We start from the raw sequence: 23,472 nt of genomic DNA, 5'->3' as shown, positions 1-23,472 counted from the left end.
GGCAGCCCCGCTCCGGGACACGCCGCAAGTACGTCCTTGTAGGCTGCTAGAAAACATCCATGTTTTCTAGCGTCCCTCCGGGGGCTACCCGCCGGCCGCCCCCGACAGAGGGTCGCGTGCGGAAGGAGGGAGCAGACACGCATGGCGTGTCCCTACGCGCCAGTGCGCCGGTAGGGTCGGTTCCCAAACGACTGCATGCAACGCCCCTGCGACCGGTAACGCATGAAAATGATCGACACCGCCGTTGATCTCCCATGGCCACCAACACACCGTCGAGGGTCGGCGGGGGCGGGTTTGCGGGACTGCAGAAAACATGGATGTTTTCTACAAGCCCCCATGGATGGGTTTACGGCGTGTCCCGCAAACCCGCACCCGACGGCCCAGCTCAGGCCATGCGCGGGTCGCCGGCTGTTCGCCTGAATCCAACGGCAGCCGGGCAGAGCCCGGCGCTGCGCACGGTGTGCAATCACGATTGCAGGCAGGGCAGAGCTGGGCGGCACACCAAACGCAGGGCGCCACACCAAACGCCAGAAACGAAAAAACCCGCTTGCGCGGGTTTGATCATTTACTGAGTCATGGTGCCCAGGAGAGGACTCGAACCTCCACGAAGTTGCCCCCGCTAGCACCTGAAGCTAGTGCGTCTACCAATTCCGCCACCTGGGCGACTCAGGGGGAGAATTTTGCGGGAGAACCGCGAATGTGTCAACAGCATGTCGAAGAAAAATGCGTCGTTCGTTGCGTGTCGCAGCGCCGTCGCCATCGATGCCGCAGAAACGAAAAAACCCGCTTGCGCGGGTTTGATCATTTACCGAGTCGTGGTGCCCAGGAGAGGACTCGAACCTCCACGAAGTTGCCCCCGCTAGCACCTGAAGCTAGTGCGTCTACCAATTCCGCCACCTGGGCGACTCAGGAGGCGAATTATGCGGAAGCAGCCGGGGGCTGTCAATGCATCCTGAGGTGCCGATTGGCATACTCGGCCGACACCGACTGTCTGGAGTTTCCATGGCATTGCCGATCCTGCACGCCCACCCGCTGTCGTCCTGCTGCCAGAAGGTACTGATCGCCGCCCGCGTGCTCGGTGTGGCCCTCGACGAGCACATGCTCAACCTCGGCGATCCCGCGCAGCGGGAGATGCTCCAGGCCGTGTCCCCGGCCGGCAAAATGCCGGTGCTGGTCGACCAGGGGCGGGCGGTTGCCGAGACCAGCATCATCATCGAGTACCTGCAACTGCAGCTGGCGGGCGAGGGCGCACGCCTGATTCCCGAGGACACCGATGCCGCCCTGGCCGTGCGGTTCTGGGACCGGTTCTCCGACTTCTACGTCATGACCCCGATGCAGGCGCTGACCGCCGAACTGCTCAAGCCCGACGGCGAGCGTAGTGAGGCTGCGGCCGCGGCGGCTCGATCCCTGCTGTTGAAGAGCTATGCCGCCATGAACCGCCAACTCGAAGAGCGCACGTGGCTGGCGGGCGAGGGGTTCAGCATGGCCGACTGTGCCGCCGCGCCGGCGCTGTTCTACGCGGTGGCCTATGTGCCGGTTCCCGGCGACCAGGCGCACCTGCTCGCGTATTTCGAGCGATTGATGGCGCATGCGGCCGTGGCAGCCGTCGTGGATGCGGCGCGGCCCTGGTTCAAGTACTTCCCGGGACGGGCGGGCTTGTCGGCCCGGTTCTACACGCCGGAGGCCTGAAACGAAAAAACCCGCTTGCGCGGGTTTGATCATTTACTGAGTCATGGTGCCCAGGAGAGGACTCGAACCTCCACGAAGTTGCCCCCGCTAGCACCTGAAGCTAGTGCGTCTACCAATTCCGCCACCTGGGCGACTCAGGGGGCGAATTCTGGGCATCTCCGCGAGGCTTGTCAACGGTTTTGTTAAATTTCTTCACAATCCTGCATGGGATGTGGTGATGACTCATTCTGCACACCGCCACGCGGTACCATGGGGGTCGATGAAATCAAAGAAACCGACCCGGGGCGCCAAAGCCCCCAAGTCCCCGGCGCCCAAGCAGGCTGCCGGTCCGTCGGGCAAGCCCCGCGCTGCTGCCAAGTCCGGCAAGCTGCCGCCCTGGATGCCCGAATCCATGACTACCTCCGCGCCGCCCCGTGGTGGCAAGCGCTCCGGCCCCCGGCCGGGTGACGCCCCGCCGATCCCCACCCGTCGCAACCCGCGCCCCGGCGCGCCGGTCGAGAATGTGGACGATCCCTTTGCCGCGCGCGAAGCTGAACGCTACGCCCAGCCCATCGCCAGCCGCGAGGCCATCCTGCAGCTGCTCGACCGCTGCGATGGTCCGCAGACCGCCGAAGAGGTGGGCATCCATCTGGGTCTGACCGAGCCGGACCGTGCCGATGCCCTGGGCAAGCGCCTGGGTGCCATGGTCCGCGATGGCCAGCTGGTGCAGAACCGCCGCGGTGGCTTCGCGCCCGTGCAGGCCACCAACCTCATCACCGGCGTGGTGATCGCCAACCCGGAAGGGTTCGGCTTCCTGCGCCCGGTCGACGGGGGCGGGGACGACCTGTTCCTGCCGCCGTATGAAATGCGCAAGGTCATGCACGGCGACCGCGTGCTCGCCAACGTCACCGGCATCGACCGCCGCGGCCGCCGCGAAGGCAGCATCGCGCGCGTGCTCGAGCGGGGCATGACCCGCCTGATCGGCCGCTTCAGCGTCGAGTTCGGCATCAACTACGTCGTGCCGGATGACAAGCGCATCCAGCGCAACGTGCAGATTCCGCCGGACCAGACCGGCGATGCCCGCGACGGCCAGCTGGTGGTGTGCGAACTGACCCAGGCGCCGGACACCCGCCGCCCGCCGATCGGCCGCATCATCGCCGTGCTCGGCGACAAGCTCACCGCCTCGCTGATCGTGGAAACCGCGATCCACGGCCATGAGCTGCCGTTCGAATTCCCGCAGGAAGTCCTCGACGAAGCCGCGTCCGTGCCGATGCAGGTGGAGCCGGCGATGATCGGCGAGCGCGTCGACCTGCGCAGCACGCCGCTGGTCACCATCGACGGCGAAGACGCCAAGGACTTCGACGACGCGGTCTTCTGCGAACCCAACGCCGAAGGCTTCCGCCTGGTGGTGGCCATCGCGGATGTCTCCAACTACGTCCGTCCCGGTACGCCGCTGGACGATGAAGCACAGAAGCGCGCCACCTCGGTGTACTTCCCGGGCTTCGTGGTGCCGATGCTGCCGGAGACGCTGTCCAACGGCATCTGCTCGCTGATGCCCAAGGTCGACCGCATGTGCTTCGTCTGCGACATGCAGGTGAACCGCGACGGTGAAGTGATCCACTCGCGCTTCTACGAAGCGGTGATGAACTCCCATGCCCGCCTGACCTATACCCAGGTCTGGCAGGCGGTGGGCGAGAACGATCCGGCCGCGCGCAATGCCATCGGCGCGCTGCTGCCGCAGGTCGAGCGCCTGCACCAGCTGTACAAGGTGCTGGCCAAGGCCCGCACCCGCCGTGGCGCGATCGAGTTCGAATCCTCCGAAGTGCGTTTCGTGCTCGACAACACCGGCGAAGTCACCCAGGCCGGCATGCTGGTGCGCAACGACGCGCACAAGCTGATCGAGGAATGCATGATCGCGGCCAACGTGCAGGCTGCACGCTACCTGCTGTACAAGCAGGTGCCGGCGCCGTTCCGTGACCATGCCAAGCCGCCGGAAGCCAAGTTCGAGGATCTGCTGGAGTTCCTGAAGGAATTCAAGCTGAGCCTGCCGCCGTGGTCCAAGGTGCAGCCGGGTGATTACACCAAGCTGCTCAAGAAGGTACGCGAGCGTCCGGATTCGGCGCTGATCGAATCGGTGCTGCTGCGCAGCCAGAGCCTGGCGGTGTATTCGCCGGACAACCAGGGCCACTTCGGCCTGTCGCTGGATGCGTACGCGCACTTCACCTCGCCGATCCGCCGCTACCCCGACCTGCTGGTGCACCGTGCCATCAAGCACGCGCTGAGCGGCAAGCCGCTGGAGAAGTTCGCGTACTCCGCGCGCGAAATGGCCGCGCTGGCGCTGCAGTGCTCCGAACGCGAGCGTCGTGCCGACGAGGCCGAGCGCGAGGTCGACGAGCGCTACCGCGCGGCGTGGATGGAAAAGCATGTGGGCGGTCAGTTCGACGGCGTGATCAGCGGCGTGACCAGCTTCGGCCTGTTCGTCGAACTGGACGAGTCCAAGGTCAACGGCCTGGTCCATGTCACCCAGCTGCCGCACGACTATTACCAGTTCGACGCCACCCGCAAGACGCTGAGCGGCGAGCGCCGTGGCAAGAGCTACCGCCTGGGCGACCGCGTGCGGATCCTGGTGCTCAAGGCCAGCATGGAAGAGCGCAAGATCGACTTCCGGCTGGTGGAAGAGAACGACGACGAAGCACCGGCGTTGCCGCCGCGTGGGCAGCCGGCCAAGCGACAAAAACAGAAATATTGAGGGGAGGCCCCCCATGAACCCGGTTCCCGAATTCTCCGGCGGTTGCCAATGCGGTGCGGTCCGCTTCCATGTCCGTGGCGCGTTGCCCGACCGTTCGATCTGCCATTGCCGGATGTGCCAGAAAGCCTTCGGCGCGTATTACGCGCCGCTGGTCTCGGTCCGCGGGGCGGATTTCCAGTGGACCCGGGGCGAACCGCGCCGGTTCCAGTCCTCGAATCACTTCCGCCCGGGCTTCTGTGCCGACTGCGGCACCCCGTTGACCTATGAGGGTGAGGACGGCATGGCCGTGGCGGCCGGTGCCTTCGATCAGCCCGAACGCCTGCCGCCAACGGTCCAGTACGGCACCGAGTCCAAACTGCCGTTCGTGGATCAGCTGGGCGACCTGGCGGTGATCCTGGCCGAGGACGACCCCGATGCCGAACGCCTGCGCAGCCTGGTCTCGCACCAGCATCCCGACCGCGACACCGAACGCTGGCCGCCCTGGTAGCGCCGGGCTCTGCCCGGCGCCGTCGGGATGCCGTCAGCCCGGAATGCACGGCAACCGAACCGGCAATGCTCTACCATTACCACCCCCTGTACCGGTCCCGCCCCCGCAATGAGCAAGCAAAGCCAGTGGATTGTCGGCGTCAACGCCGTCGCCTCCTCGATTGAGAACGATGCCGAGAACGTCCGCGAAGTGCTCATCGAGGCCAGCGCGAAGAATCCCCGGCTGACCGAAATCGAGGAAAACGCGCGGCGCAAGGGCATCGACGTGCGCAAGGTCAACACCCAGGCGCTGGATGGCGTGGGTGGTTCTGTGCGCCACCAGGGCGTGGCCGCGCGCTACCAGGCCGCCCGTACCTATGGTGAGAACGAGCTGGAAGGCCTGGTCGAGGCTGCCGAGGGCAAGGCCCTGCTGCTGATCCTCGACGAGGTGCAGGACCCGCACAACCTGGGCGCCTGCCTGCGCAGTGCGGCGGCGGCCAACGCCACGGCGGTGATCATTCCCAAGGACAAGTCGGCCACGGTCAACGCGACCGTGCGCAAGACCTCGGCCGGCGCCGCCGACCGCATTCCGGTGGTGGCCGTGACCAACCTGTCGCGTTGCCTGAAGGACCTGCAGAAGCAGGGCGTGTGGATCTACGGCCTGGCCGGCGAAGCCACCGATTCGCTGTATTCCATCGACCTGAAGGGCAACGTGGCGCTGGTGCTGGGCGGCGAAGCCGACGGCATGCGCCGCCTGACCCGCGAGAATTGCGACGGCCTGGTCAAGATCCCGATGCCGGGCGACATCGAGAGCCTGAACGTCTCGGTCGCCGCGGGTGTGAGCCTGTTCGAGGCCGTGCGTCAGCGCGGGTAGCAGCCGACCGTTGGTCGGATGACCTTCTGGCGGGCGGTGCAACCGCCCGTTGCTCTGGATCGGACGTAGAGCCACGCCATGCGTGGCTGCGTTTCGTTCGGGCACCGCGAAGCCACGCGCGGCGTGGCTCTACGGCGCGTTCGCATTGCCCCCCAGCGCCTTGAACAACGTCACGTCGTTGACCAGCTGCTTCTGCTTCACCGACGCCAGCGACAGCTCGGCATCGCGTCGCGTCTGCTGCGCTTCCAGCCAGGTGCGCAGGTCGGTGGCGCCGACCCTGTAGCGCACTTCATACATGCGCTCGATTTCCACCGCTTCGTCATACGACGCCTGCGAGGCGGCCACCTGGGTGGCGAACTGGGTGCGCGCCGACAACGCGTTGTCCACCTCCGACAGCGCCGTGTACAGCGTGCGCCGGAAGGAATTGGCCGCGATCTGGTAGTCGGTCCCGGCGATCTGTGTATCCAGCTGCGCCTGGCGGATGTTGAGGAACGGCAGCGACAACCCCGCACCCAGCGACGCCACCGGGTTCTTCAACACGTCCGACAGCGTGGTCGCGCCGCTGCTCACGCCGCCGGTCAGGCTCAGGGCCGGGTAGTAGCTGGTGGCGGTGACCTTGATGTTCTTCAGGCTGTTGCGCAGGCGCAGTTCCGCCGCGCGCAGGTCCGGGCGGCGGCCCAGCAGTTCGGCCGGCAGACCTTCGGCGATGGCCGGGCTGCCCGCGTTCTCCAGCGCCTGCGGTTCGTCGGCCTGCGGCCACGGCTGGCCATCGAGCAGCACGGTCAGCGCGTTGCGGCTGGCCACGCGCTGCTGCTCCAGCGCGCTCTGCGCGGCACGCTGCGCCTCCAGCGACTGGGTGGCCTGGCGCACTTCCAGGCGCGAGACCGCACCGGCGTTGAAGCGCGCCTGCACCAGCTCCTGGGTGCGCTGCAGGCGCGCGAGATTCGCTTCGCCGGCCGCAATGGACTGGTTGAGGTAGGCCAGCGTCCAGTACTGCGTGGCCACGTCGCCGATCACCAGCAGTGCGGTGTTCTGCAGGTCTTCCTCGCTGGCCTGGGCCTCCCACTGCGCGATGTCGCGCTGGGCACGCAGGCGGCCCCAAAGGTCGATCTCCCACTGCAGCGACACCCCGGCCGAACTGCTGCGGTTCCAGTCGGCGCTCTGATCAATGGGGCGATTGCCGCTGCTGCCGACGCTGCCCGAGGGTTGCGGCCACAACGCGTTGTCGCTCAGCCCGGCCTGCAGGCGCGCGCGCTGCACCGCCAGCCCGGCCGAGGCCAGGTCGGTGTTGGCCTGCAGGGCGCGGTCGATGACGCGGTCCAGGCGGGGGTCGCCGAAGCCCGTCCACCATGCGTCATCGCGCACGTCGGCGCGCAGCGTCGGCACCGCATCAGACGCCTCGGTGGGCGCATTGCGCTGCGCATCGCCACGGCCGTACACGGCCGGCACGGAGGGTGGGTCGACCTTGTACTGGCCGGTGCTGACGCAGGCCGACAGCAGCAGAACGGTGGTGCAGGCCAGTGCCAACGGGCGCACGGCCGGAACGAACGGGAACAGGGGTGAAATCTTCATTCGCGCGCCAGCGCCTCCACGGGATCGAGTTGGGCCGCATTGCGTGCCGGAAGGAAGCCGAACGCCACGCCGATCAGACTGGAGCACGCAAACGCGGCCACGATCGAGGCAGTGGAGAACAGCATCTTGAAATCAGGGGCGAAGGTGTCGAACAGCCAGCCCACCACCAGCGACAGGCCCACGCCGAGCAGGCCGCCGAGCAGGCAGACCAACACCGCTTCGATCAGGAACTGCTGGCGGATGTCGCTCTGTCGCGCGCCCACCGCCATGCGCACGCCGATCTCGCGGGTGCGCTCGGTCACCGACACCAGCATGATGTTCATCACCCCGATGCCGCCCACCAGCAGTGCGATGGCGGCGATGGCGCTGATCAGCAGGGTCATCGTGCGGGTGGTCTGCTCGATGGTGTCGCGGATCTCGGCGCTGTTGCTGAGGAAGAAGTCCTCGGTGCCGTGGCGCATGATCAGCAGCTTGGAAATGGCCGCCTGCGCCGCGTCCATCGGGGTGGCGTCGTCCACCCGCACGGTGATGCTGGACACGTAGCTCTGGCCGAGCATGCGCGACATCACGGTGGTGTAGGGCACCCAGATCGACAGGCTGGTGCTGCTGCCAAAGCCCATGCTCTGGCGTTGCGCCACGCCGATCACCCGCACCGGCACGTTGCCGAGCAGGATCACCTGGCCGACCGGGTCGGCGCCGTTGGGGAAGAACTGGCTGCGGGTGTTCTCATCGATCACCGCCACCTGCGCCAGGCCCTTCACCGCATCGGCATCGAAGAAACTGCCGGCGCTCAGGGTCACGCCCTTGACCCGGAAGAACTGTTCGCCCACGCCGCTGATCTGCGCGGTGGCCGACTGGTTGCGGTACCGCGCGGTGGCCGAGGAAGACACGCTGGGCGTGACGCTGTCGATGTAGCTCTGCCGCGACAGCGCATCGGCATCGCTGGCCTTGAGGGTCTGCACCCGCGCCGAACGCATGTCGCCGAACCCACGGCCGGGATAGACGTCGATGGTGTTGGTGCCCAGCGCGCTGATGTTCTGCAGGATCTGCTGCTGCGAGCCGTTGCCCATCGCCACCACCGACACCACCGAGGCGATGCCGATGATGATGCCCAGCATGGTCAGGAAGGTGCGCAGGCGGTGGGCGTTCATCGCCAGCAGCGCCATGCGGAACGCTTCGGTGAAGCGGTCGCGCGCCGCCCGCCAGCTGTGGCCCTTGGCAGCGGCCACGGTCGGCGTGCGCTGGGCGCGGTAGCTGGGCGCCTTGGCATTGATGCGGTCGGCGATGATTTCGCCGTCGCGGATCTCGATGATGCGCTGGGCGTGTTCGGCCACCGACATGTCGTGGGTGACGATGATGATGGTGTGGCCTTCGGCATGCAGCTCGCCGAGGATGCCCATCACTTCCTCGCCGGATTTCGTGTCCAGCGCGCCGGTCGGCTCGTCGGCCAGGATCACCTCGCCACCGTTCATCAGCGCCCGCGCGATCGACACGCGCTGCTGCTGGCCACCGGACAGCTGGCCGGGCTTGTGCTTCATGCGGTCGCCCAGGCCAAGCCGCTGCAGCAGCTGTTCGGCGCGTGCGCTGCGCGCTATGGCCGGGCTGCCGGCATACACCGCCGGCACTTCCACGTTGCCGCGCGCATCCAGGTCGCCGAGCAGGTGGTAGCGCTGGAAGATGAAACCGAAATGTTCGCGGCGCAGTTCGGCCAGCTCGTCGGGCAGCATGCTGCCGGTCTCGCGGCCGGCCACCTGGTAGCTGCCGCGGGTAGGGCGGTCCAGGCAGCCGAGGATGTTCATCAGCGTCGACTTGCCCGAGCCGGACTGGCCGACGATGGCCACCATCTCGCCGGCGCCGATGTCCAGGTTGACGTCGCGCAGCACCGCGATGGTGTCCTCGCCCGCCGGAAACTCGCGGCGCAGGTCGCGCAGCCGCAGCAGCGGCGTGCCCGTGGGAGCGGTCTTCATCGACGCGGCCCCATGCCCGGGCCGCCCATGCGCATCTGCGCGCCGCCACGGTTGCCGCTGCCGCTGGCGGCCGGGGTGGCGCTGCCTTCGCCGACCACGACTTTTTCGCCTTCCTTCAGCCCCGACAGCACTTCGGCGCTGGACCCGGTGTTGATGCCGATCCTGACCTTGCGCGGCTGCGGCATGCCGTCGGCGTCGGCCACGCGCACGACGTACTGGCCATCGCGGGCCTTCGGGCCGAGCGCTACCGACGGAATGATCAGCACGCCCTTGGCCTGCTTCAGCATCACCGACACCTGCGCGGTCATGTCGATGCGCAGCGTGCCGTCCGGGTTCTCCACGTCGAACAGCGCGTTGTAGTACACCGCCGAACTGGAGCTGGAGCTGGACGAACTGGAGCTGCTCGAGCTGTCGCTGGCGATCGACGACGGCGCCGGATTGATCTGGCGCAGCGTGGCGTGGTACTTGCGGTCCGGGTCGCCCAGCGTGGTGAAGTACACCGGCATGCCGGCCTTGATCTTGACCACGTCGGCCTCGGACACCTCGGCATTCACCGTGACCAGATCCAGCCGCGCCAGCATCACGATGGTCGGTGCGGTCTGGTTGGCGTTGACGGTGCGGCCTTCCTCGGCGACCACCGCCACCACGGTGCCGTCCATCGGGGCGGTGATGCGGGTGTAGGCCAGGTTGGCGTTGGCCGTGCCCAGCTCGGTCTGGCGGCCTTGGATCTGCGCGTCAAAGGCCTTGACCTGGGCGCGGGCGGTCTTGAGCGCGGCGTCGGCGGCATCGAATTCCGCACGCGAAGTCGCCTCGGCGGCGAGCATTTCCTGCTGGCGCGCGAATTCCAGCTCGGCCTGGCGCAGCGTGGCCTGCTGCACCGCGCGCTGGGCGGTGACCTGGTCCAGCGACGCCTGCGCGTTGAGCACGGCGTTGCGCTGGGTGGTGGCGTCGATCTCGGCGATCAGGTCGCCCTGCTTGACGGTATCGCCCAGCTGCACCCGCAGCGACTTGATCTGGCCCGAGGCCTGCGCACCGACGCTGACCAGCTTGTAGGCATCGATCACGCCGGTGGCTTCCACGGTCTGTTCCAGGTCGCCGCGGGTGACCGGGCTGGTGGCCAGGGTGGGCGCGCTGGGCTTGCGCAGGGTCCATGCGACAATGCCGCACACCAGGATGGCCAGGGCGATCAACAGCAGCACGCGGCCGCGACGGGTGGTAGGCAGGCGGGACTTCACGATGATCGTCAACTCGACAGGCCGGCGTGCGGCGTTGTCAGCATTGTGAAGAGCGGCTGTGGCGGCCTCAACGCACGGCATGTAACAGGACGTAACCACGCCCCGGTTCGACGTGTCCTTCTGTATCGTGTGCATGCCTTGAAACATGCGTACGCAAACCGGAGGATGCGGTTCAGCTCCCGACAGGGGATCATCGCCGCATGGAGAACACCACTACGATGCAACGCCTGCTGATCGTCGATGACGACAACGACATCCGCCAGCTGCTGGCCGAACAGCTCGGCCGTGCCGGCTACCAGGTCAGCACCGCCAGCGATGGCCAGGGCATGCGCCAGGTCCTGGAGCGCGAGCATGTCGACCTGATCGTGCTCGACCTCAACCTGCCGCGCGAAGACGGCCTGACCCTGTGCCGCGACCTGCGTGCGCGTTCGGCCACGCCGGTGATCATGCTCACCGCGCGCAGCGAACCGATCGACCGCGTGCTGGGCCTGGAGATGGGCGCCGACGACTACCTGGGCAAGCCGTTCGAACCGCGCGAGCTGCTGGCGCGCATCCGCAACGTGCTGCGCCGGACCGAAGCATTGCCGGCCAACCTGGAGCCGCTGGCGATCCGCCGCGCGCGCTTCTCGCACTGGACCTTCGACCTGGAGCATCGCCACCTGGTCGACCCGGACGGGCGCGTGGTGGTGCTGTCCGGCGCGGAATTCCGCCTGCTGCGCGTGTTCGTCGGGCATGCCAACAAGGTGCTGTCGCGCGAACAGCTGGTCTCGCTGAGCAGCGGCCGCAGCTACGAATCGCAGGACCGCGCCATCGACCTGCAGGTCAGCCGGCTGCGCAACAAGCTGGCCGATGACGGCGGCAGCGACGGCCTGATCAAGACCGTGCGCAACGAAGGTTATGTGCTGGCCACGGCGGTCACGCTGGAATGATGCGCCTGCGCCGCTTCTTCGCTTCGATGGTCGGGCGCCTGTTCGTGATCCTGCTGCTCGGCATGAGCGTGGCCGCGATCGGCGCCACCATGCTGGCCAGCGCCAAGCGCCAGCAGGAGTTCGAGCGGCAGAACCTCAACCGCATCGCCGACCGCCTGCAGGGCTTCGTCAACATGCTCGACAGCGACCCGGACCTGCGCGACCGGCTGCTGACCGTGGGCGGGCCAGCGGTGCGCAGCCTGCCCGAAGGCGCGCGGCTGGGCCGCGAAGACGCGGCCATGATGGGCGTGCTCGACGATCGCCAAGGGCCGGTGGCGCACGCCACGGTGCACTTCACCTCGTTCCGTTCGTGCCTGCCCAAGGCCCAGGAACTGCTGCCGCCGCCCCCACCACCGCAGCAGCGGCGCCGGCCGCCGCACGAACGCGACCCGGCCTTCATTCCGCCCAAGTGCCGCGCGGTGCAGGTGCCGCTGACCGACGGTACGGTGTTGTCGCTGGCGCTGGAGTCGCCGGCGATCGCCCACAACGGCATCCTCGCGGTCGATCCGCTGTTCCTGACCCTGCTGGTGCTCGCCATCGGCGTGCTGGCCTACGTGGTCGCGCGCATGGCCAGCGCACCGCTGCAGCGGCTGGCCTCGGCGGCGGCCGAGCTGGGCGATGACCTGCAGCGCGCACCGCTGCCGGTGACCGGGCCGCTGGAAGTGCGCCGCGCGGCCGAGGCATTCAACGCCATGCAGAAGCGGCTGCAACGCACGCTGGGCGAGCGCACCCAGATGCTGGCGGCGATCACCCATGACCTGCAGACCCCGGTGACCCGGCTGCGGCTGCGGCTGGAGAACGTCAGCGACGAGGCATTGCGCGAGCGGCTGATCGGCGACCTGGCGGCCATGCAGGCGCTGATCCGCGAGGGCCTGGAACTGGCGCGCAGTGCCGAGAGCGCCGAACCGCGCGCCGCGCTGGACCTGGATTCGCTGCTGGAAAGCATCGTCGAGGATGCGGTCGAGGCCGGTGCCGAGGCGCGCTTTGAACAGGGCAGTGGCGCGGTGCTGATGTTGCGGCCGCTGGCCATGCACCGGCTGTTCTCCAACCTGGTCGACAATGCCATCGGTTATGGCGGCACGGCCCTGGTGCGGATCGAACAGGGTGCCGATGGCGTGGTGGTGCGGGTGCGCGATACCGGCCCCGGCCTGGCCGAGGACGAGCTGGAGACTGTGTTCGACCCCTTCGTCCGCCTGGAAACCTCGCGCTCGCGGGAAACCGGCGGCGCCGGGCTCGGCCTGACCATCGCCCGCGCACTGGCCGAGAAGGAGGGGGCGACCCTGCACCTGCGCAACCATCCGCAGGGCGGCCTGGAAGCCGTGGTGCACTGGCCGGCACCGCCGCGACCGCCGACCTCCCGCGCCGGCTGAGCATCAACGAGGCAAACCGCGACGGTTTTGCCTACTATGGGCAACCCCCGCCAGTTTTCGCCGCATGAGCGCGCCCCATCTGGTCGGCCTCCACAGCCGCGTAGTGCTTCTGGCACTACGCCATTCCTGCTCCCCGCCAGGTCCTTACGGATGAGGCGAAGGGGAGGCGGGAGCCGGTGGCGGCCGGTACAACTTCGAGTGCCCCTGCAGTGCCTTTGGCGGGCGCTGGTGCTGCTGTGCCTGCTGTGCGGCGTGCCGACCACGCTGGTGGCGCAGGACGGCCCGCCGCCGCTGCGCGACTACGCCATCGACGTGTGGACCTCGCGCAACGGCCTGCCGCACAACTCCCTGCGCGACATCGCGCAGACCCCCGAAGGCCACCTGTGGTTCGCCACCTGGGAAGGCCTGGTGCGCTACAACGGGCTGGACTTCACCGTGTTCGACCGCAGCACCCGCCCGGGCCTGCGCGACAATGGCGTGGGCGCGTTGTTCGTGGACCGTGCCGGTGGCCTGTGGATCAGCGATTCGCGCGGCAACGTCACCCGGCGCAGCGCCGACGGCCGCTGGCAGGTATTCGAGCGACAGCCGCCCGCGCCGGAGGTGCTGATCCAGGCCATGCAGATGGACAGCCACGGGCGGCTGTGGCTGCTGTACGAAGGCAGCGGCATCGGCAGCCTCTCGCAGGACGGCCACTTCGACTACCAGAAGCCGCCGGCCGACGTGCCGATGGCGATGAGCTTCACCAAGCTGGTGGTGGACGCGCAGGACCGGGTCTGGGTCGGCACGCTCGACGGCCTGGTGGTGCGCGGCAACGACGGCGTGCTGCGCCGCGCGCCGGAAAGCTATGGCCTGGGCCGGGGGCTGGTGTGGCCCTATCGCGCCCCGGACGGGGTGCTGTGGATCGTCGCCGGCGAGCGCATCTACCGCATGCAGGACGGCGTACCGCAGTTGCAGCACCAGCTTGACGGCGGCATGCACATCACCGCGATGCTGCAGGACCGGCATGGCGATCTGTGGCTGGGCACCGAGAACCAGGGCCTGCTGCGGCTGTCGCGGCATGGCCTGGAGCGGCTACCCACCGGCCTGTCGCTGCCCGGCGGGCGCGTGGTCAGCCTGCGCGAAGACGCCGAGGGCAGCATCTGGGTCGGCGCCAACGGCGGCCTGTACCGGCTCCGCGAAACCTTGTTCAGCAGCTTCACCGAACGCGACGGGCTCAGTGGCGACTACGTGCGCACCGTGCTCGAAGACCGCGACCGGCAGATGTGGATCGGCAGCGCGAGCGGCCTGGACCGGCGCGACGCGCAGGGCGTGTTCCACCCGGTGCCGTTGCGCAACAGCGGCGGCAAGACCCCCTCCGTGCTCAGCCTGGCGCAGGACCACCGGGGAGGATTGTGGGTGGGCACCTTCGGCGACGGCATCCTGCGTCTCGACGCGCAGGGCCGCATGCTGCGCCGCTACGGGCCGGAAGATGGCCTGCCGGGCGGCAACATCCGTGCGATCAGCGTGGACCGCGACGGTGCGGTGTGGGCAGGCACCCAGAAGGGTGTGGCCCGCATCGACGACAGCGGCGTATCGGTGCCCGCCATCGCCGGCCTGCCCGGTGGGCTGATCACCGCGCTGGCGCATGACGCGGAAGGCGACCTGTGGATCGGCACCATTGAAGGCATCCGGGTGCTGCGCGGCGATCGTGTGCAGTCGATCGACCTGGCAGCGCTTGGCGGCGGGCGCAGCGTCTTCGGTTTTCAGCAGATCGGCGATGCGATGTGGATCAGCAGCGACCGCGGCCTGTACCGCTACCAGAACGGCGTGCTGGCGCGGGTCGGGCTGGAGCAGGGCATGCCGGTGGACACCGTGTTCCAGCTGGTGCCCGACCGGGTGGGCAATGTCTGGATCAGCAGCAACCGCGGCGTGCTGCGCACCGACATGGCCATGCTCAACGATGTCGCCGACGGGCGTGCACGGCGGATCGAGGTGGAGCATTACAACGAAATCGACGGCATGGCCAATTCGCAGGCCAACGGCAGTTCCGGTCCCTCGGCGATCCTGCGCCAGGACGGCACCTTCTGGGTGGTCACCGCCGGTGGCCTGAGCATGGTCGATCCGCTGCGCCTGCAGCGTTTCCGCGAGCGCTTGGCGCCGCCGGCGGTGATCGAGACGGTGCTGGTCGACGGCGTGCCGCTGCACTGGCAGGGCGCCAACCACAACACCCTGCCAGGCGGGCGCCGGCTCAGCATCAGCTACGTGGGGCTGAGTTATCTGTTGTCCGAGCGGATCCGCTACCGCACCCGCCTGGAAGGGCTGGACAGTGGCTGGATCGAACGCGGCCAGCAGCGCAGCGTGGAGTTCATCGGGCTGCCGCCTGGCGATTACACGCTGCACGTGTCGGCCGCGCATCCGGGCGGTACGTGGAGTGGCAGCGAAGCGGTGTGGTCGTTCACGGTGGAGCCGTTCCTGTGGCAGCGGCGCAGCGTGCAGATCATCGGCGGGTTGCTGCTGCTGGCCGGGCTCGTCGCGCTGTACCGTTACCTGATCAAGCGCTATAAGGCGAGCAACGTGCGCCTTGCGCGCAAGGTCGAGGAAGCGACCCGCGACCTGAAGGCGCAGACCGAAAGCCTGCAGGCGCTGAACCAGGAGAAGACCCGGCTGGCCGAGCGCCTGGCGGTGCAGGCCGAGCAGTTCGAGCGGCAGGCCCGCGAAGACGCGTTGACCGGGCTGCCCAACCGCCGTGCGTTCGACGAGGCCCTGGCGCGCGACTTCGCCCGTTCGCAGCGCAGTGGCCACCCGCTGTGCCTGGTGGTGCTGGACATCGACCACTTCAAGGAAGTGAATGACCAGCACAGCCACAGCGTGGGCGACGTGGTGCTGGTGGAAGTGGCGCGGGTGATCGCCTCGGCCTGCCGCGATTCGGACATGCCGGCGCGTACCGGTGGCGAGGAGTTCACCCTGCTGCTCAACGACACCCGCCTGGCCGAGGCAGCGCAGGTCTGCGCACGCCTGCGCGGCCTGTTCCATGACCATCCGGACTGGGCCGGGGTGCTGGGCCTGCAGGTGACCTTCAGTGCTGGCCTGGTCGAGCTGGACGCCGCCGACCGCACCCCGATGCTGCTCTACCAGCGCGCCGACCGCGCGCTGTACCGGGCCAAGAGCGAAGGCCGCGACAGAACCGCGATCGGTTGATCAGGGACGCGGCCACGCGTTGGCGATCTTGCAGAACAGCTTGGCGGTCTGCTCGGTGTCATACACCGCGCTGTGCGCTTCGTCCGCATCCCAGCCCAGCCCGGCGGCGGTGGCCGCACGCGCCAGCACCGTCTGCCCATAGGCGATACCGGCCATGGTCACGGTGTCGAACACGCTGAAGGGATGGAACGGGTTGCGCTTGTGGCCCACCCGGTTGACCGCGGCATTGATGAAGCCCAGGTCGAAATGCGCGTTGTGCCCGACCAGGATCGCGCGCTGGCAGCCGTACTTCTTCACCGCCGCACGTACCGGCGCGAAGATGTGGTCGAGCGCTTCCTTTTCCGCCTTGGCCAGCCGGAACGGGTGGTCGAGGATGATGCCGGTGATCTCCAGCGACTTCGGGTCGATCTCCAGCCCTTCGGCCGGCACCACGTGGGCGCTGGCGGTCTGGCCCGGGTAGAGCAGGCCGTTGTCGTCCATCTCGATCGGTACCGCGGCGATCTCCAGCAGCGCATGGCGCTGGTTGTCGAAGCCGCCGGTTTCCACGTCGACCACCACCGGCAGGAAGCCACGGAAGCGGGTCGCCATCATGCGCTGCGCGGCAGAGGGCATGTCTTCAGCAACCGCCGGCGTGCCGGCGGCCTGGGGGAGGTCTTGGGTCATCGGGCCAGTTTAGCAGAGCCACCTGACCGGTCCCTGCCCCCGCGCCGGGGACCGGCGTGGGGGGAGGGCGCCCGGGGGGCTCAGCGCCCGTTGAGCACCACGTTGGCGATCAGGCCGGTGGCCACCGCGATCAGCACATAGCGGTCGTCGACCTTGCGCCACTGCTGGCCGCGTTGCGGTGCGTGCAGGCCGTGGCGCTTGTAGTCGCTCACGTAGGTGCCGCGATGATTCTTGTCCAGGTGGCCCCCGCGACGCGGCGGCTCGTGGCGGTCGTGGCCGCGCGAGGGGCCATGGTTGCGGTCATCGCGCTGGTCATGACGGTCGCGGTTGTCGTGATCGTCATGGCGGGGCGAGGCGGCGAAGGCCGAACCGGTGGCGGCGAGCAGGGTCAGGGACAGCGTGGCGGCAATGAGTCGTTTCATGGAAGTCCCTCTGGATCGGGTGGGGTGGAACGCAGGTCCAGAGTGGGATTTTTTTGATGAATAGGGAATTAAAAAAGGCCGATACGCAGTATCGGCCTGTAACGGCGTGTAACACCCGAGCGTGCGGTGCTTACAGCTGTCCGGTGCTGCTGGTTTCGTCGCGCTTCTCACGCGGCGGCAGGACCTGCTCGCCATGCACCAGGAACCACACGTTCTCGGCGATATTGGTGGCGTGGTCGCCCACGCGCTCCAGGTTCTTGGCCATGAACAGCAGGTGGGTACACGGGGTGATGTTGCGCGGGTCTTCCATCATGTAGGTCAGCAGCTCGCGGAACAGCGCCGTGTACTGCGCGTCCAGGCGGGCATCGTCGTCGCGCAGCGCGAGCGCGGCGGCGGCGTCGTTGTCGCGGTAGGCCTCGATGGCGCGGCGCACCTGCTGCGCGGCCAGCCGGCCCAGCGAACGCAGGCCCTGGATCTGCGGCAGCGGCGGCACCTTGCTCAGCGCGATGGAGCGCTTGGCCACGTTGGCCGCGTAGTCGCCGATGCGTTCGATGTCGGCCGGAATGCGCAGGCCGGCCAGGATCTCGCGCAGGTCGCGCGCCATCGGGCCGCGCAGCGCCAGGCGCATCACGTCATGGCTGATCTGCTGCTCCAGGCTGTCGATGGCCTCGTCGTTGGCGATGATGCGCTGGGCAGCGTTCTCGTCGCGCTTCTCGATCACGTCCATGGACGCCTCGAGCTGGGCCACGGCCATCTCGCCCATGCGCACGATCTCGGCCACCAGCCGCTGCTGTTCTTCGTCGTAGCTCTTGACGATATGGTCGTTTGGAAAGTTCATGATCATTCTCGTAGAGCCGGGCCATGCCCGGCTGGATAATGTGGAGAAGAAGGCTCTTAACCAAACCGCCCGGTGATGTAATCCTCGGTCTGCTGCTTGTTCGGCTGCGAGAAGATCACTTCGGTGCGGTCGTGTTCGATCAGGTCGCCCAGGTACATGAAGGCGGTGTAGTCGGACACGCGCGCGGCCTGTTGCATGTTGTGGGTGACGATCACGATGGTGTAATCGTGCTTGAGCTCTTCGACCAGCTGTTCGATGCGGCTGGTGGAAATCGGATCCAGCGCCGAGGTCGGCTCATCGAGCAGCAGCACGTCCGGGCGCAGCGCCACGGCACGGGCGATGCACAGACGCTGCTGCTGGCCGCCGGACAGGCCCAGCGCGCTCTGGTTGAGCTTGTCCTTCACTTCGTCCCACAGCGCGCCCTGGCGCAGGGCGTGCTCCACGCGGTCGTTCATGTCCGACTTGGAGAGCTTCTCGTGGTGGCGGATGCCGTAGGCCACGTTCTCGAAGATGGTCATCGGGAACGGCACCGGCTTCTGGAACACCATGCCGACCTTGCTGCGCAGGCGGTTCATCGGGTACTTGGGCGACAGAATGTTCTCGCCGTCCAGCAGCACCTCGCCGCGCGCTTCCAGCTTGGGGTACAGCGCGTAGATGCGGTTGAAGATGCGCAGCAGCGTGGACTTGCCGCAGCCGGACGGGCCGATCAGCGCGGTCACGCGCTTCTCCGGCACTTCCAGGCTGATGTTCTTCAGCGCATGGAACTTGTCGTAGTAGAAGTCCAGGCCGCGCGCCGCCAGTTTGACCGGCGCCGGGCTGTGCAGGTTTTCATGCGAGGCGGGAACCGCGATGCGCTGCATCGGCACGGCGTTGGAAAGATCGTTCATGGCGATGTCCGTGGAAAGGTCAGTCATGGGAGATACGGTTGCGCAGCAGGATGCCGCGCGCGGAGAGGCTGACCAGCAACACGAACACGGTCAGCACCAGCGCGCCGGCCCAGGCCAGCACCTGCCAGGATTCATACGGGCTGCCGGCGAACTGGTTCATCACCACCGGCACGCTGGCCATCGGCTGGAACACGTTGCTGTTCCAGTACTGGTTGCCGAAGGCCGTGAACAGCAGCGGGGCGGTCTCGCCGGAGATGCGCGCCAGGGCGAGCAGGATGCCGGTGACGATGCCGGCGGCGGCGCTGCGGTACAGCACCTGCACGGTGACCTTCCACTGCGGGATGCCCAGCGACAGCGCGGCCTCACGCATCTGCGAAGGCACCAGGCGCAGCATCTCGTCGGTGGTGCGCACCACCACCGGCAGCACGATGAAGGCCAGCGACAGGGCACCGGCGAAGGCCGAGAACTGCCCGCCGGTCTGCATCACGTACAGGGTGTAGACGAACAGGCCCAGCACGATCGACGGTGCCGAGAGCAGGATGTCATTGACGAACCGCACCACGGTGCCGGCCTTGCGGGCGTTGCCGTACTCGGCCAGCCAGGTGCCGGCCAGCACGCCGAGTGGCGTGCCGATGGCGATGGCCAGCGCACACATCACCGCGCTGCCGAAGAAGGCATTGGCCAGGCCGCCTTCCTGCATGGGCGGGGGGGTCATCTTGGTGAACAGGTCCAGGTTGATCCCGGCCAGGCCCTTGGAGGCCAGCGTGAACAGGATCCAGCCCAGGAAGAACAGCCCGAACAGCGCGGTGAGGCACGACAGCAGCAGCGCGACGATGTTGACGATGCGGCGGCGCAGGTACAGCGGCTGCGCGGCGGAATGAGCGACAGTGGACATCAGTTGCCCTCCTTGCGGGACAGGCGCATCAGCATGAGGCGGGCAATGGCCAGCACGACGAAGGTCACGATGAAGAGGACGAAGCCGAGCAGCAGCAGGGCCGAACGGTAGGTCTCGGTGGCTTCACCGAAGTCGTTGGCGATCAGCGCGGCGATGGTGGTGCCCGGCTCCAGCAGCGAGGGCGACAAGCGCACGCTGTTGCCGATCACGAAGGCCACGGCCATGGTCTCGCCGAGGGCGCGGCCCAGGCCGAGGAAGATGCCGCCGATCACCGCGGAGCGGGTGTAGGGCAGCACGATGTCCCAGCTCACTTCCCACTTGGTGGAGCCCAGCGCGTAGGCCGATTCCTTCAGGCGGGTCGGCACGGTCAGGAACACTTCGCGCATCACCGAGGAGATGAACGGGATGACCATGATCGCCAGCACGAAGCCGGCGGTGAGCACGCCGATGCCCAGCGGCGGGCCCTGGAAGAAGATGCCGATCACCGGCATCGTGCCGAGGTGGTCATTGAGGAACGGGGTGACATATTCGGTCATCACCGGCACCAGCACGAACAGGCCCCACATGCCGTAGATGATCGACGGGATGCCGGCCAGCAGTTCGATGGCGGTACCGACCGGGCCACGCATCCAGCGCGGCGCCACTTCGGTGAGGAAGAAGGCGATACCAAAGCTCACCGGCACCGCGATGACCATCGCGATGAGCGCGGTAACCAGGGTGCCGTAGATCGGTGCGAGCGCACCGAATTTGTTCTCGACCGGATTCCAGTCGGAGGAATAGAAGAAGCTCAGGCCCTGCTCCTGCAGGGCGTGGCGACCGCCCCACAGCATCGACAGCGCGGCGCAGGCCAGCGCGATCAGCACCAGGACGACGGTGGCGATCAGCACCCATCGGAACAGTTTGTCGTTGCGGGCATCACGCAGGTCGCGGAGGGACGGTGCGGGTGCAGACTGGGCAATGGCATTCATGGGAAAGGCTGGGGCCCGTGAGGTGTGGTGTGACGTGGGGACCGACATCGCCGGGCAGAGCCCGGCGCTACGACCTGTCGGGCCCGCGCGGAGCGGGCCCGAGGGCGATTATTTGAATTCAGCAGTCCAGTAGCCTTCGATCTGCTTCACCAGGTCCGCCGGCAGCGGCACGTAGTGCAGTTCGTTGGCCTGGGCCTGGCCGTTTTCGAACGCCCACTTGAAGAAGGCCAGGGTGTCCTTGCTGCGCTGGGCATCCTTGGGCTGCTTGTGCATGAGCATGAAGTTGGTGGCGGTGATCGGCCACGCCTGGTCGCCCGGGGCGTTGGTGATGACCAGGTTGAAGTCCTTCGCGCTGGCCCAGTCGGCGCTGGCGGCTGCGGCGGCGAAGGTCTCGGCGGTCGGCTGCACCCAGTTGCCGGCGGCATTCTGCATGGAGGCGTACGGCATGCCGTTCTGCAGGGCGTAGGCCAGTTCGACGTAGCCGATCGAGCCCTTGATCTGCTTCACGTACGAGGCGACGCCTTCGTTGCCCTTGCCGCCCACGCCGTCCGGCCACTGCACGGAGGTGCCTTCGCCGACCTTGCTCTTCCAGTCCGGGCTGACCTTGGACAGGTAGTTGGAGAAGTTGAAGGTGGTGCCCGAGCCGTCCGAACGGTGGACGAGGGTGATCTTGCCGTCGGGCAGCTTGACGCCCGGGTTGGCGGCCACGATCGCCGGGTCGTTCCAGGTCTTGACCTTGCCCAGGAAGATGTCGGCCAGCAGCGGGCCGCTCAGGCGCAGCTTGCCGGCTTCCAGGCCGTCGATGTTCACCACCGGGACCACGCCGCCGATGGCGGACGGGAACTGGCCAAGACCGGCCTGGGCCAGTTCTTCGCTGCTCAGCGGCTTGTCGGAGGAACCGAAATCAACGGTGCCGGCCTTGATCTGCGCGATGCCGCCGCCAGAGCCAATCGACTGGTAGTTGATCTTGGCGCCAGTGGCGGTGTTGTAGTCGGCCGACCACTTGGACACCAGCGGGAAGATGAAGGACGCACCGGCGCCGGAGATCTCGGCGGTCAGCTTGTCGCCGGCGGCCGGGGCAGCGGCGGGGGCGCCGGCGGCCGGGGCGGTGGCCTGGCCTTCGGCGGCCGGCTTGCAGGCGGACAGGCCCAGCGCGATGGCAAGGGAAAGGGCGGCAAAGCCGGCGGTCTGCAGTTTCATGCGTCACTCCGTAGCGGGATAGGGGGCCGGGCTCGCCGGCTGACGCTGCTATGAAATGATGTTTTTGTTACAGCTTGATGACGTCGTGACCGGGGGCACAGGAAAGGCCCGCAGGGCAAGGGTTGGCGGGGGGCGACGCGCGTCCAAAAAAAAAGCGCGGACCTTTCGATCCGCGCCGCTGGTGCCGCCAAGGGGAGAGAGGACTTGGCGACACCGTTGCCTGTGCGTATCGACCAACGGTCGATACCTACCGGGTAGGTCACGACCGTTGGTCGTGACCCCCTTCAATCAGTACTTCAGGTTCTGCGACCAGTAGGTCTCGATCTGCTTGACCAGGTCGTCCGGCAGCGGCACGTAGTCGAGCTGCTTGGCCTGGGCGTCGCCGCTCTTGTAGATCCAGCGGAAGAACTCCTGGGTGGCCTTGGCGTTGGCCACGCTCTTGGGCTGCTTGCGGACCAGGATGAAGTTGGTCGCGGTGATCGGCCACGCGTTGGCGCCCGGGGCGTTGGTCATGACCAGGTAGAAGTCCTTGGCGTTGGCCCAGTCGGCGCTGGCAGCGGCAGCGGCGAAGGTCTCGTCGCTCGGCAGCACGACCTTGCCCGATGCATTCTTCATCGCGGCGTAGGACATCTTGTTCTGCAGGGCATAGGACAGTTCGACGTAGCCGATGCCGCCCTTGATCTGCTTCACGTACGCGGCAACGCCTTCATTGCCCTTGCCGCCAATGCCGACCGGCCACTGGACCGAGGTGCCTTCGCCGACCTTGCTCTTCCACTCCGGGTTGACCTTGGAGAGGTAGTTGACGAAGTTGAAGGTGGTGCCCGAACCGTCGGAGCGGTGCACGACGGTGATCTTGCCGTCGGGCAGCTTCACGCCCGGGTTCAGCGCGGCGATCGCCGGGTCGTTCCAGGTCTTGATCTTGCCCAGGAAGATGTTGGCCAGGGTCGGGCCATCCAGCTTCAGCGCGCCCGGGGCGACGCCGGCCACGTTGATCACCGGCACCACGCCGCCGATCACCGACGGGAACTGGGCCAGGCCTGCGGCGGCCAGCTCTTCCGGCTTCAGCGGGGCATCGGACGAACCGAAATCAACGGTCGCGGCTTTGATCTGCGCGATACCGCCACCGGAACCGATGGACTGGTAGTTGACCTTCTTGCCGGTCGCGGTGCTGTAGTCGGCCGACCACTTGGACATGACCGGGTAGATGAACGAGGCGCCCGCGCCGGTCACATCGGCGGCATTGGCGGCGAACACGGACGACGCGGCGAGAACGGCAACGGCGGCGCGCGACTTGAAGGCGTGGATCACGGGGTGGCTCCTGGGATGGATGGTGGTGCGGGGTTTCCCGCCCGGTGCTCATTGCATAACGAATTGATGACAGCGCAGCGTCTGTCATATGACGCAAACGTGACACGCCTGGTTGGCGGTTCCAGCCACGCATGGCGTGGCTCTACCGCCGTTCGTTTGGCATGCATGCCCGGCGTGTTCCAGCCACGCAGGGCGTGGCGCTACAGGCCGGATGCGTCGGTGACACATGACATCGAACGGAAACGG

Annotated in this window: 18 protein-coding genes and 3 tRNA genes; 7 read left to right on the top strand and 14 right to left on the bottom strand. The window is 67.5% G+C overall.

What is annotated here, in order from left to right; genetic code table 11:
* Window positions 1–576: 576 nt before the first annotated feature.
* Window positions 577–663: transfer RNA gene (locus ACREPD_RS03010), tRNA-Leu, on the bottom strand.
* Between the two features lie 153 nt (window positions 664–816).
* Window positions 817–903 (bottom strand) — tRNA-Leu (locus ACREPD_RS03005).
* 99 nt (window positions 904–1,002) lie between these two features.
* Here ACREPD_RS03005 and ACREPD_RS03000 point away from each other — a divergent pair.
* Window positions 1,003–1,689: a glutathione S-transferase family protein gene (locus ACREPD_RS03000; RefSeq protein WP_431597910.1), complete on the top strand. Its 687-nt coding sequence runs from the start codon at window positions 1,003–1,005 to the stop codon at window positions 1,687–1,689.
* 44 nt (window positions 1,690–1,733) lie between these two features.
* On the opposite strand, the gene ACREPD_RS02995 is transcribed toward ACREPD_RS03000, so the two are convergent.
* A tRNA-Leu gene (locus ACREPD_RS02995) sits at window positions 1,734–1,820 on the bottom strand.
* A 128-nt stretch (window positions 1,821–1,948) separates the two neighbouring features.
* Here ACREPD_RS02995 and rnr point away from each other — a divergent pair.
* From rnr to rlmB, 3 genes are all read left to right on the top strand, one after another.
* A complete protein-coding gene (rnr, locus tag ACREPD_RS02990) occupies window positions 1,949–4,417 on the top strand; it encodes a ribonuclease R (protein WP_431597909.1) in 2,469 nt (822 codons plus the stop codon).
* Window positions 4,418–4,430: 13 nt separating this feature from the next.
* Window positions 4,431–4,904, top strand: coding sequence for a GFA family protein (locus ACREPD_RS02985; protein ID WP_431597908.1), 474 nt, complete (start codon window positions 4,431–4,433; stop codon window positions 4,902–4,904).
* A 108-nt stretch (window positions 4,905–5,012) separates the two neighbouring features.
* The gene (gene rlmB / locus ACREPD_RS02980; protein ID WP_431597907.1) at window positions 5,013–5,756 is read left to right on the top strand and encodes a 23S rRNA (guanosine(2251)-2'-O)-methyltransferase RlmB; all 744 of its coding nucleotides are present in this window, start codon (window positions 5,013–5,015) and stop codon (window positions 5,754–5,756) included.
* A 129-nt stretch (window positions 5,757–5,885) separates the two neighbouring features.
* Here the strand turns inward: rlmB and ACREPD_RS02975 are convergent, their stop codons facing one another.
* From ACREPD_RS02975 to ACREPD_RS02965, 3 genes are read right to left on the bottom strand one after another with little or no spacing between them, the layout of a single operon-like run.
* On the bottom strand, window positions 5,886–7,328 hold the full coding sequence (locus ACREPD_RS02975; protein ID WP_431597906.1) for an efflux transporter outer membrane subunit: 1,443 nt from the start codon (window positions 7,326–7,328) through the stop codon (window positions 5,886–5,888).
* Window positions 7,325–9,295, bottom strand: a complete 1,971-nt coding sequence (locus tag ACREPD_RS02970) for a MacB family efflux pump subunit (RefSeq protein WP_431597905.1) — start codon at window positions 9,293–9,295, stop codon at window positions 7,325–7,327. Before ACREPD_RS02970 ends, ACREPD_RS02975 begins: the two co-directional genes overlap by 4 nt.
* Entirely contained in the window at window positions 9,292–10,530 is a 1,239-nt protein-coding gene (locus ACREPD_RS02965) for an efflux RND transporter periplasmic adaptor subunit (protein WP_431597904.1), read from the bottom strand. Before ACREPD_RS02965 ends, ACREPD_RS02970 begins: the two co-directional genes overlap by 4 nt.
* A 218-nt stretch (window positions 10,531–10,748) precedes the next feature.
* Here ACREPD_RS02965 and ACREPD_RS02960 point away from each other — a divergent pair, with 218 nt between their 5' ends.
* From ACREPD_RS02960 to ACREPD_RS02950, 3 genes are all read left to right on the top strand, one after another.
* Window positions 10,749–11,459, top strand: coding sequence for a response regulator (locus ACREPD_RS02960; protein ID WP_431597915.1), 711 nt, complete (start codon window positions 10,749–10,751; stop codon window positions 11,457–11,459).
* On the top strand, window positions 11,456–12,868 hold the full coding sequence (locus ACREPD_RS02955; RefSeq protein WP_431597903.1) for an ATP-binding protein: 1,413 nt from the start codon (window positions 11,456–11,458) through the stop codon (window positions 12,866–12,868). Before ACREPD_RS02960 ends, ACREPD_RS02955 begins: the two co-directional genes overlap by 4 nt.
* Before the next feature lie 150 nt (window positions 12,869–13,018).
* Window positions 13,019–16,045 carry a two-component regulator propeller domain-containing protein gene (locus tag ACREPD_RS02950; RefSeq protein ID WP_431597902.1) on the top strand — a complete coding sequence of 1,009 codons (3,027 nt, stop codon included), beginning with the start codon at window positions 13,019–13,021 and terminating at the stop codon, window positions 16,043–16,045.
* On the opposite strand, the gene rnt is transcribed toward ACREPD_RS02950, so the two are convergent.
* From rnt to pstS (ACREPD_RS02910), 8 genes are all read right to left on the bottom strand, one after another.
* Window positions 16,046–16,633: a ribonuclease T gene (rnt, locus tag ACREPD_RS02945; RefSeq protein ID WP_431597914.1), complete on the bottom strand. Its 588-nt coding sequence runs from the start codon at window positions 16,631–16,633 to the stop codon at window positions 16,046–16,048. It lies immediately after the preceding gene.
* Between the two features lie 155 nt (window positions 16,634–16,788).
* Window positions 16,789–17,130 carry an RcnB family protein gene (locus ACREPD_RS02940; protein WP_431597901.1) on the bottom strand — a complete coding sequence of 114 codons (342 nt, stop codon included), beginning with the start codon at window positions 17,128–17,130 and terminating at the stop codon, window positions 16,789–16,791.
* Between the two features lie 130 nt (window positions 17,131–17,260).
* On the bottom strand, window positions 17,261–17,968 hold the full coding sequence (gene phoU / locus ACREPD_RS02935; protein WP_431597900.1) for a phosphate signaling complex protein PhoU: 708 nt from the start codon (window positions 17,966–17,968) through the stop codon (window positions 17,261–17,263).
* A 56-nt stretch (window positions 17,969–18,024) separates the two neighbouring features.
* Window positions 18,025–18,855, bottom strand: a complete 831-nt coding sequence (gene pstB / locus ACREPD_RS02930; RefSeq protein ID WP_431597913.1) for a phosphate ABC transporter ATP-binding protein PstB — start codon at window positions 18,853–18,855, stop codon at window positions 18,025–18,027.
* A 19-nt stretch (window positions 18,856–18,874) separates the two neighbouring features.
* The gene (gene pstA, locus ACREPD_RS02925; protein ID WP_431597899.1) at window positions 18,875–19,750 is read right to left on the bottom strand and encodes a phosphate ABC transporter permease PstA; all 876 of its coding nucleotides are present in this window, start codon (window positions 19,748–19,750) and stop codon (window positions 18,875–18,877) included.
* Window positions 19,750–20,718, bottom strand: coding sequence for a phosphate ABC transporter permease subunit PstC (gene pstC, locus ACREPD_RS02920; RefSeq protein ID WP_431597898.1), 969 nt, complete (start codon window positions 20,716–20,718; stop codon window positions 19,750–19,752). Before pstC ends, pstA begins: the two co-directional genes overlap by 1 nt.
* 108 nt (window positions 20,719–20,826) lie before the next feature.
* Window positions 20,827–21,918, bottom strand: coding sequence for a phosphate ABC transporter substrate-binding protein PstS (gene pstS / locus ACREPD_RS02915; RefSeq protein WP_431597897.1), 1,092 nt, complete (start codon window positions 21,916–21,918; stop codon window positions 20,827–20,829).
* A gap of 288 nt (window positions 21,919–22,206) precedes the next feature.
* Window positions 22,207–23,226, bottom strand: coding sequence for a phosphate ABC transporter substrate-binding protein PstS (gene pstS / locus ACREPD_RS02910; protein WP_431597896.1), 1,020 nt, complete (start codon window positions 23,224–23,226; stop codon window positions 22,207–22,209).
* Between the last annotated feature and the right edge of the window lie 246 nt (window positions 23,227–23,472).

Source organism: Stenotrophomonas sp., assembly GCF_050737075.1.
Taxonomy (GTDB): domain Bacteria; phylum Pseudomonadota; class Gammaproteobacteria; order Xanthomonadales; family Xanthomonadaceae; genus Stenotrophomonas.
This window is presented reverse-complemented; position numbering and strand designations above follow the sequence as displayed.

What these genes read in the sequence shown, in the direction of transcription:
- phoU (WP_431597900.1), bottom strand. Translation starts at nt 17,968, where the DNA reads ATGAACTTTCCAAACGACCATATCGTCAAGAGCTACGACGAAGAACAG.
- ACREPD_RS02955 (WP_431597903.1), top strand. Translation starts at nt 11,456, where the DNA reads ATGATGCGCCTGCGCCGCTTCTTCGCTTCGATGGTCGGGCGCCTGTTC.
- pstC (WP_431597898.1), bottom strand. Translation starts at nt 20,718, where the DNA reads ATGAATGCCATTGCCCAGTCTGCACCCGCACCGTCCCTCCGCGACCTG.
- rnt (WP_431597914.1), bottom strand. Translation starts at nt 16,633, where the DNA reads ATGGCGACCCGCTTCCGTGGCTTCCTGCCGGTGGTGGTCGACGTGGAA.
- pstS (WP_431597897.1), bottom strand. Translation starts at nt 21,918, where the DNA reads ATGAAACTGCAGACCGCCGGCTTTGCCGCCCTTTCCCTTGCCATCGCG.
- ACREPD_RS02940 (WP_431597901.1), bottom strand. Translation starts at nt 17,130, where the DNA reads ATGAAACGACTCATTGCCGCCACGCTGTCCCTGACCCTGCTCGCCGCC.
- ACREPD_RS03000 (WP_431597910.1), top strand. Translation starts at nt 1,003, where the DNA reads ATGGCATTGCCGATCCTGCACGCCCACCCGCTGTCGTCCTGCTGCCAG.
- rlmB (WP_431597907.1), top strand. Translation starts at nt 5,013, where the DNA reads ATGAGCAAGCAAAGCCAGTGGATTGTCGGCGTCAACGCCGTCGCCTCC.
- pstA (WP_431597899.1), bottom strand. Translation starts at nt 19,750, where the DNA reads ATGTCCACTGTCGCTCATTCCGCCGCGCAGCCGCTGTACCTGCGCCGC.
- pstB (WP_431597913.1), bottom strand. Translation starts at nt 18,855, where the DNA reads ATGAACGATCTTTCCAACGCCGTGCCGATGCAGCGCATCGCGGTTCCC.
- ACREPD_RS02950 (WP_431597902.1), top strand. Translation starts at nt 13,019, where the DNA reads ATGAGGCGAAGGGGAGGCGGGAGCCGGTGGCGGCCGGTACAACTTCGA.
- ACREPD_RS02970 (WP_431597905.1), bottom strand. Translation starts at nt 9,295, where the DNA reads ATGAAGACCGCTCCCACGGGCACGCCGCTGCTGCGGCTGCGCGACCTG.
- ACREPD_RS02975 (WP_431597906.1), bottom strand. Translation starts at nt 7,328, where the DNA reads ATGAAGATTTCACCCCTGTTCCCGTTCGTTCCGGCCGTGCGCCCGTTG.
- ACREPD_RS02960 (WP_431597915.1), top strand. Translation starts at nt 10,749, where the DNA reads ATGCAACGCCTGCTGATCGTCGATGACGACAACGACATCCGCCAGCTG.
- ACREPD_RS02985 (WP_431597908.1), top strand. Translation starts at nt 4,431, where the DNA reads ATGAACCCGGTTCCCGAATTCTCCGGCGGTTGCCAATGCGGTGCGGTC.
- rnr (WP_431597909.1), top strand. Translation starts at nt 1,949, where the DNA reads ATGAAATCAAAGAAACCGACCCGGGGCGCCAAAGCCCCCAAGTCCCCG.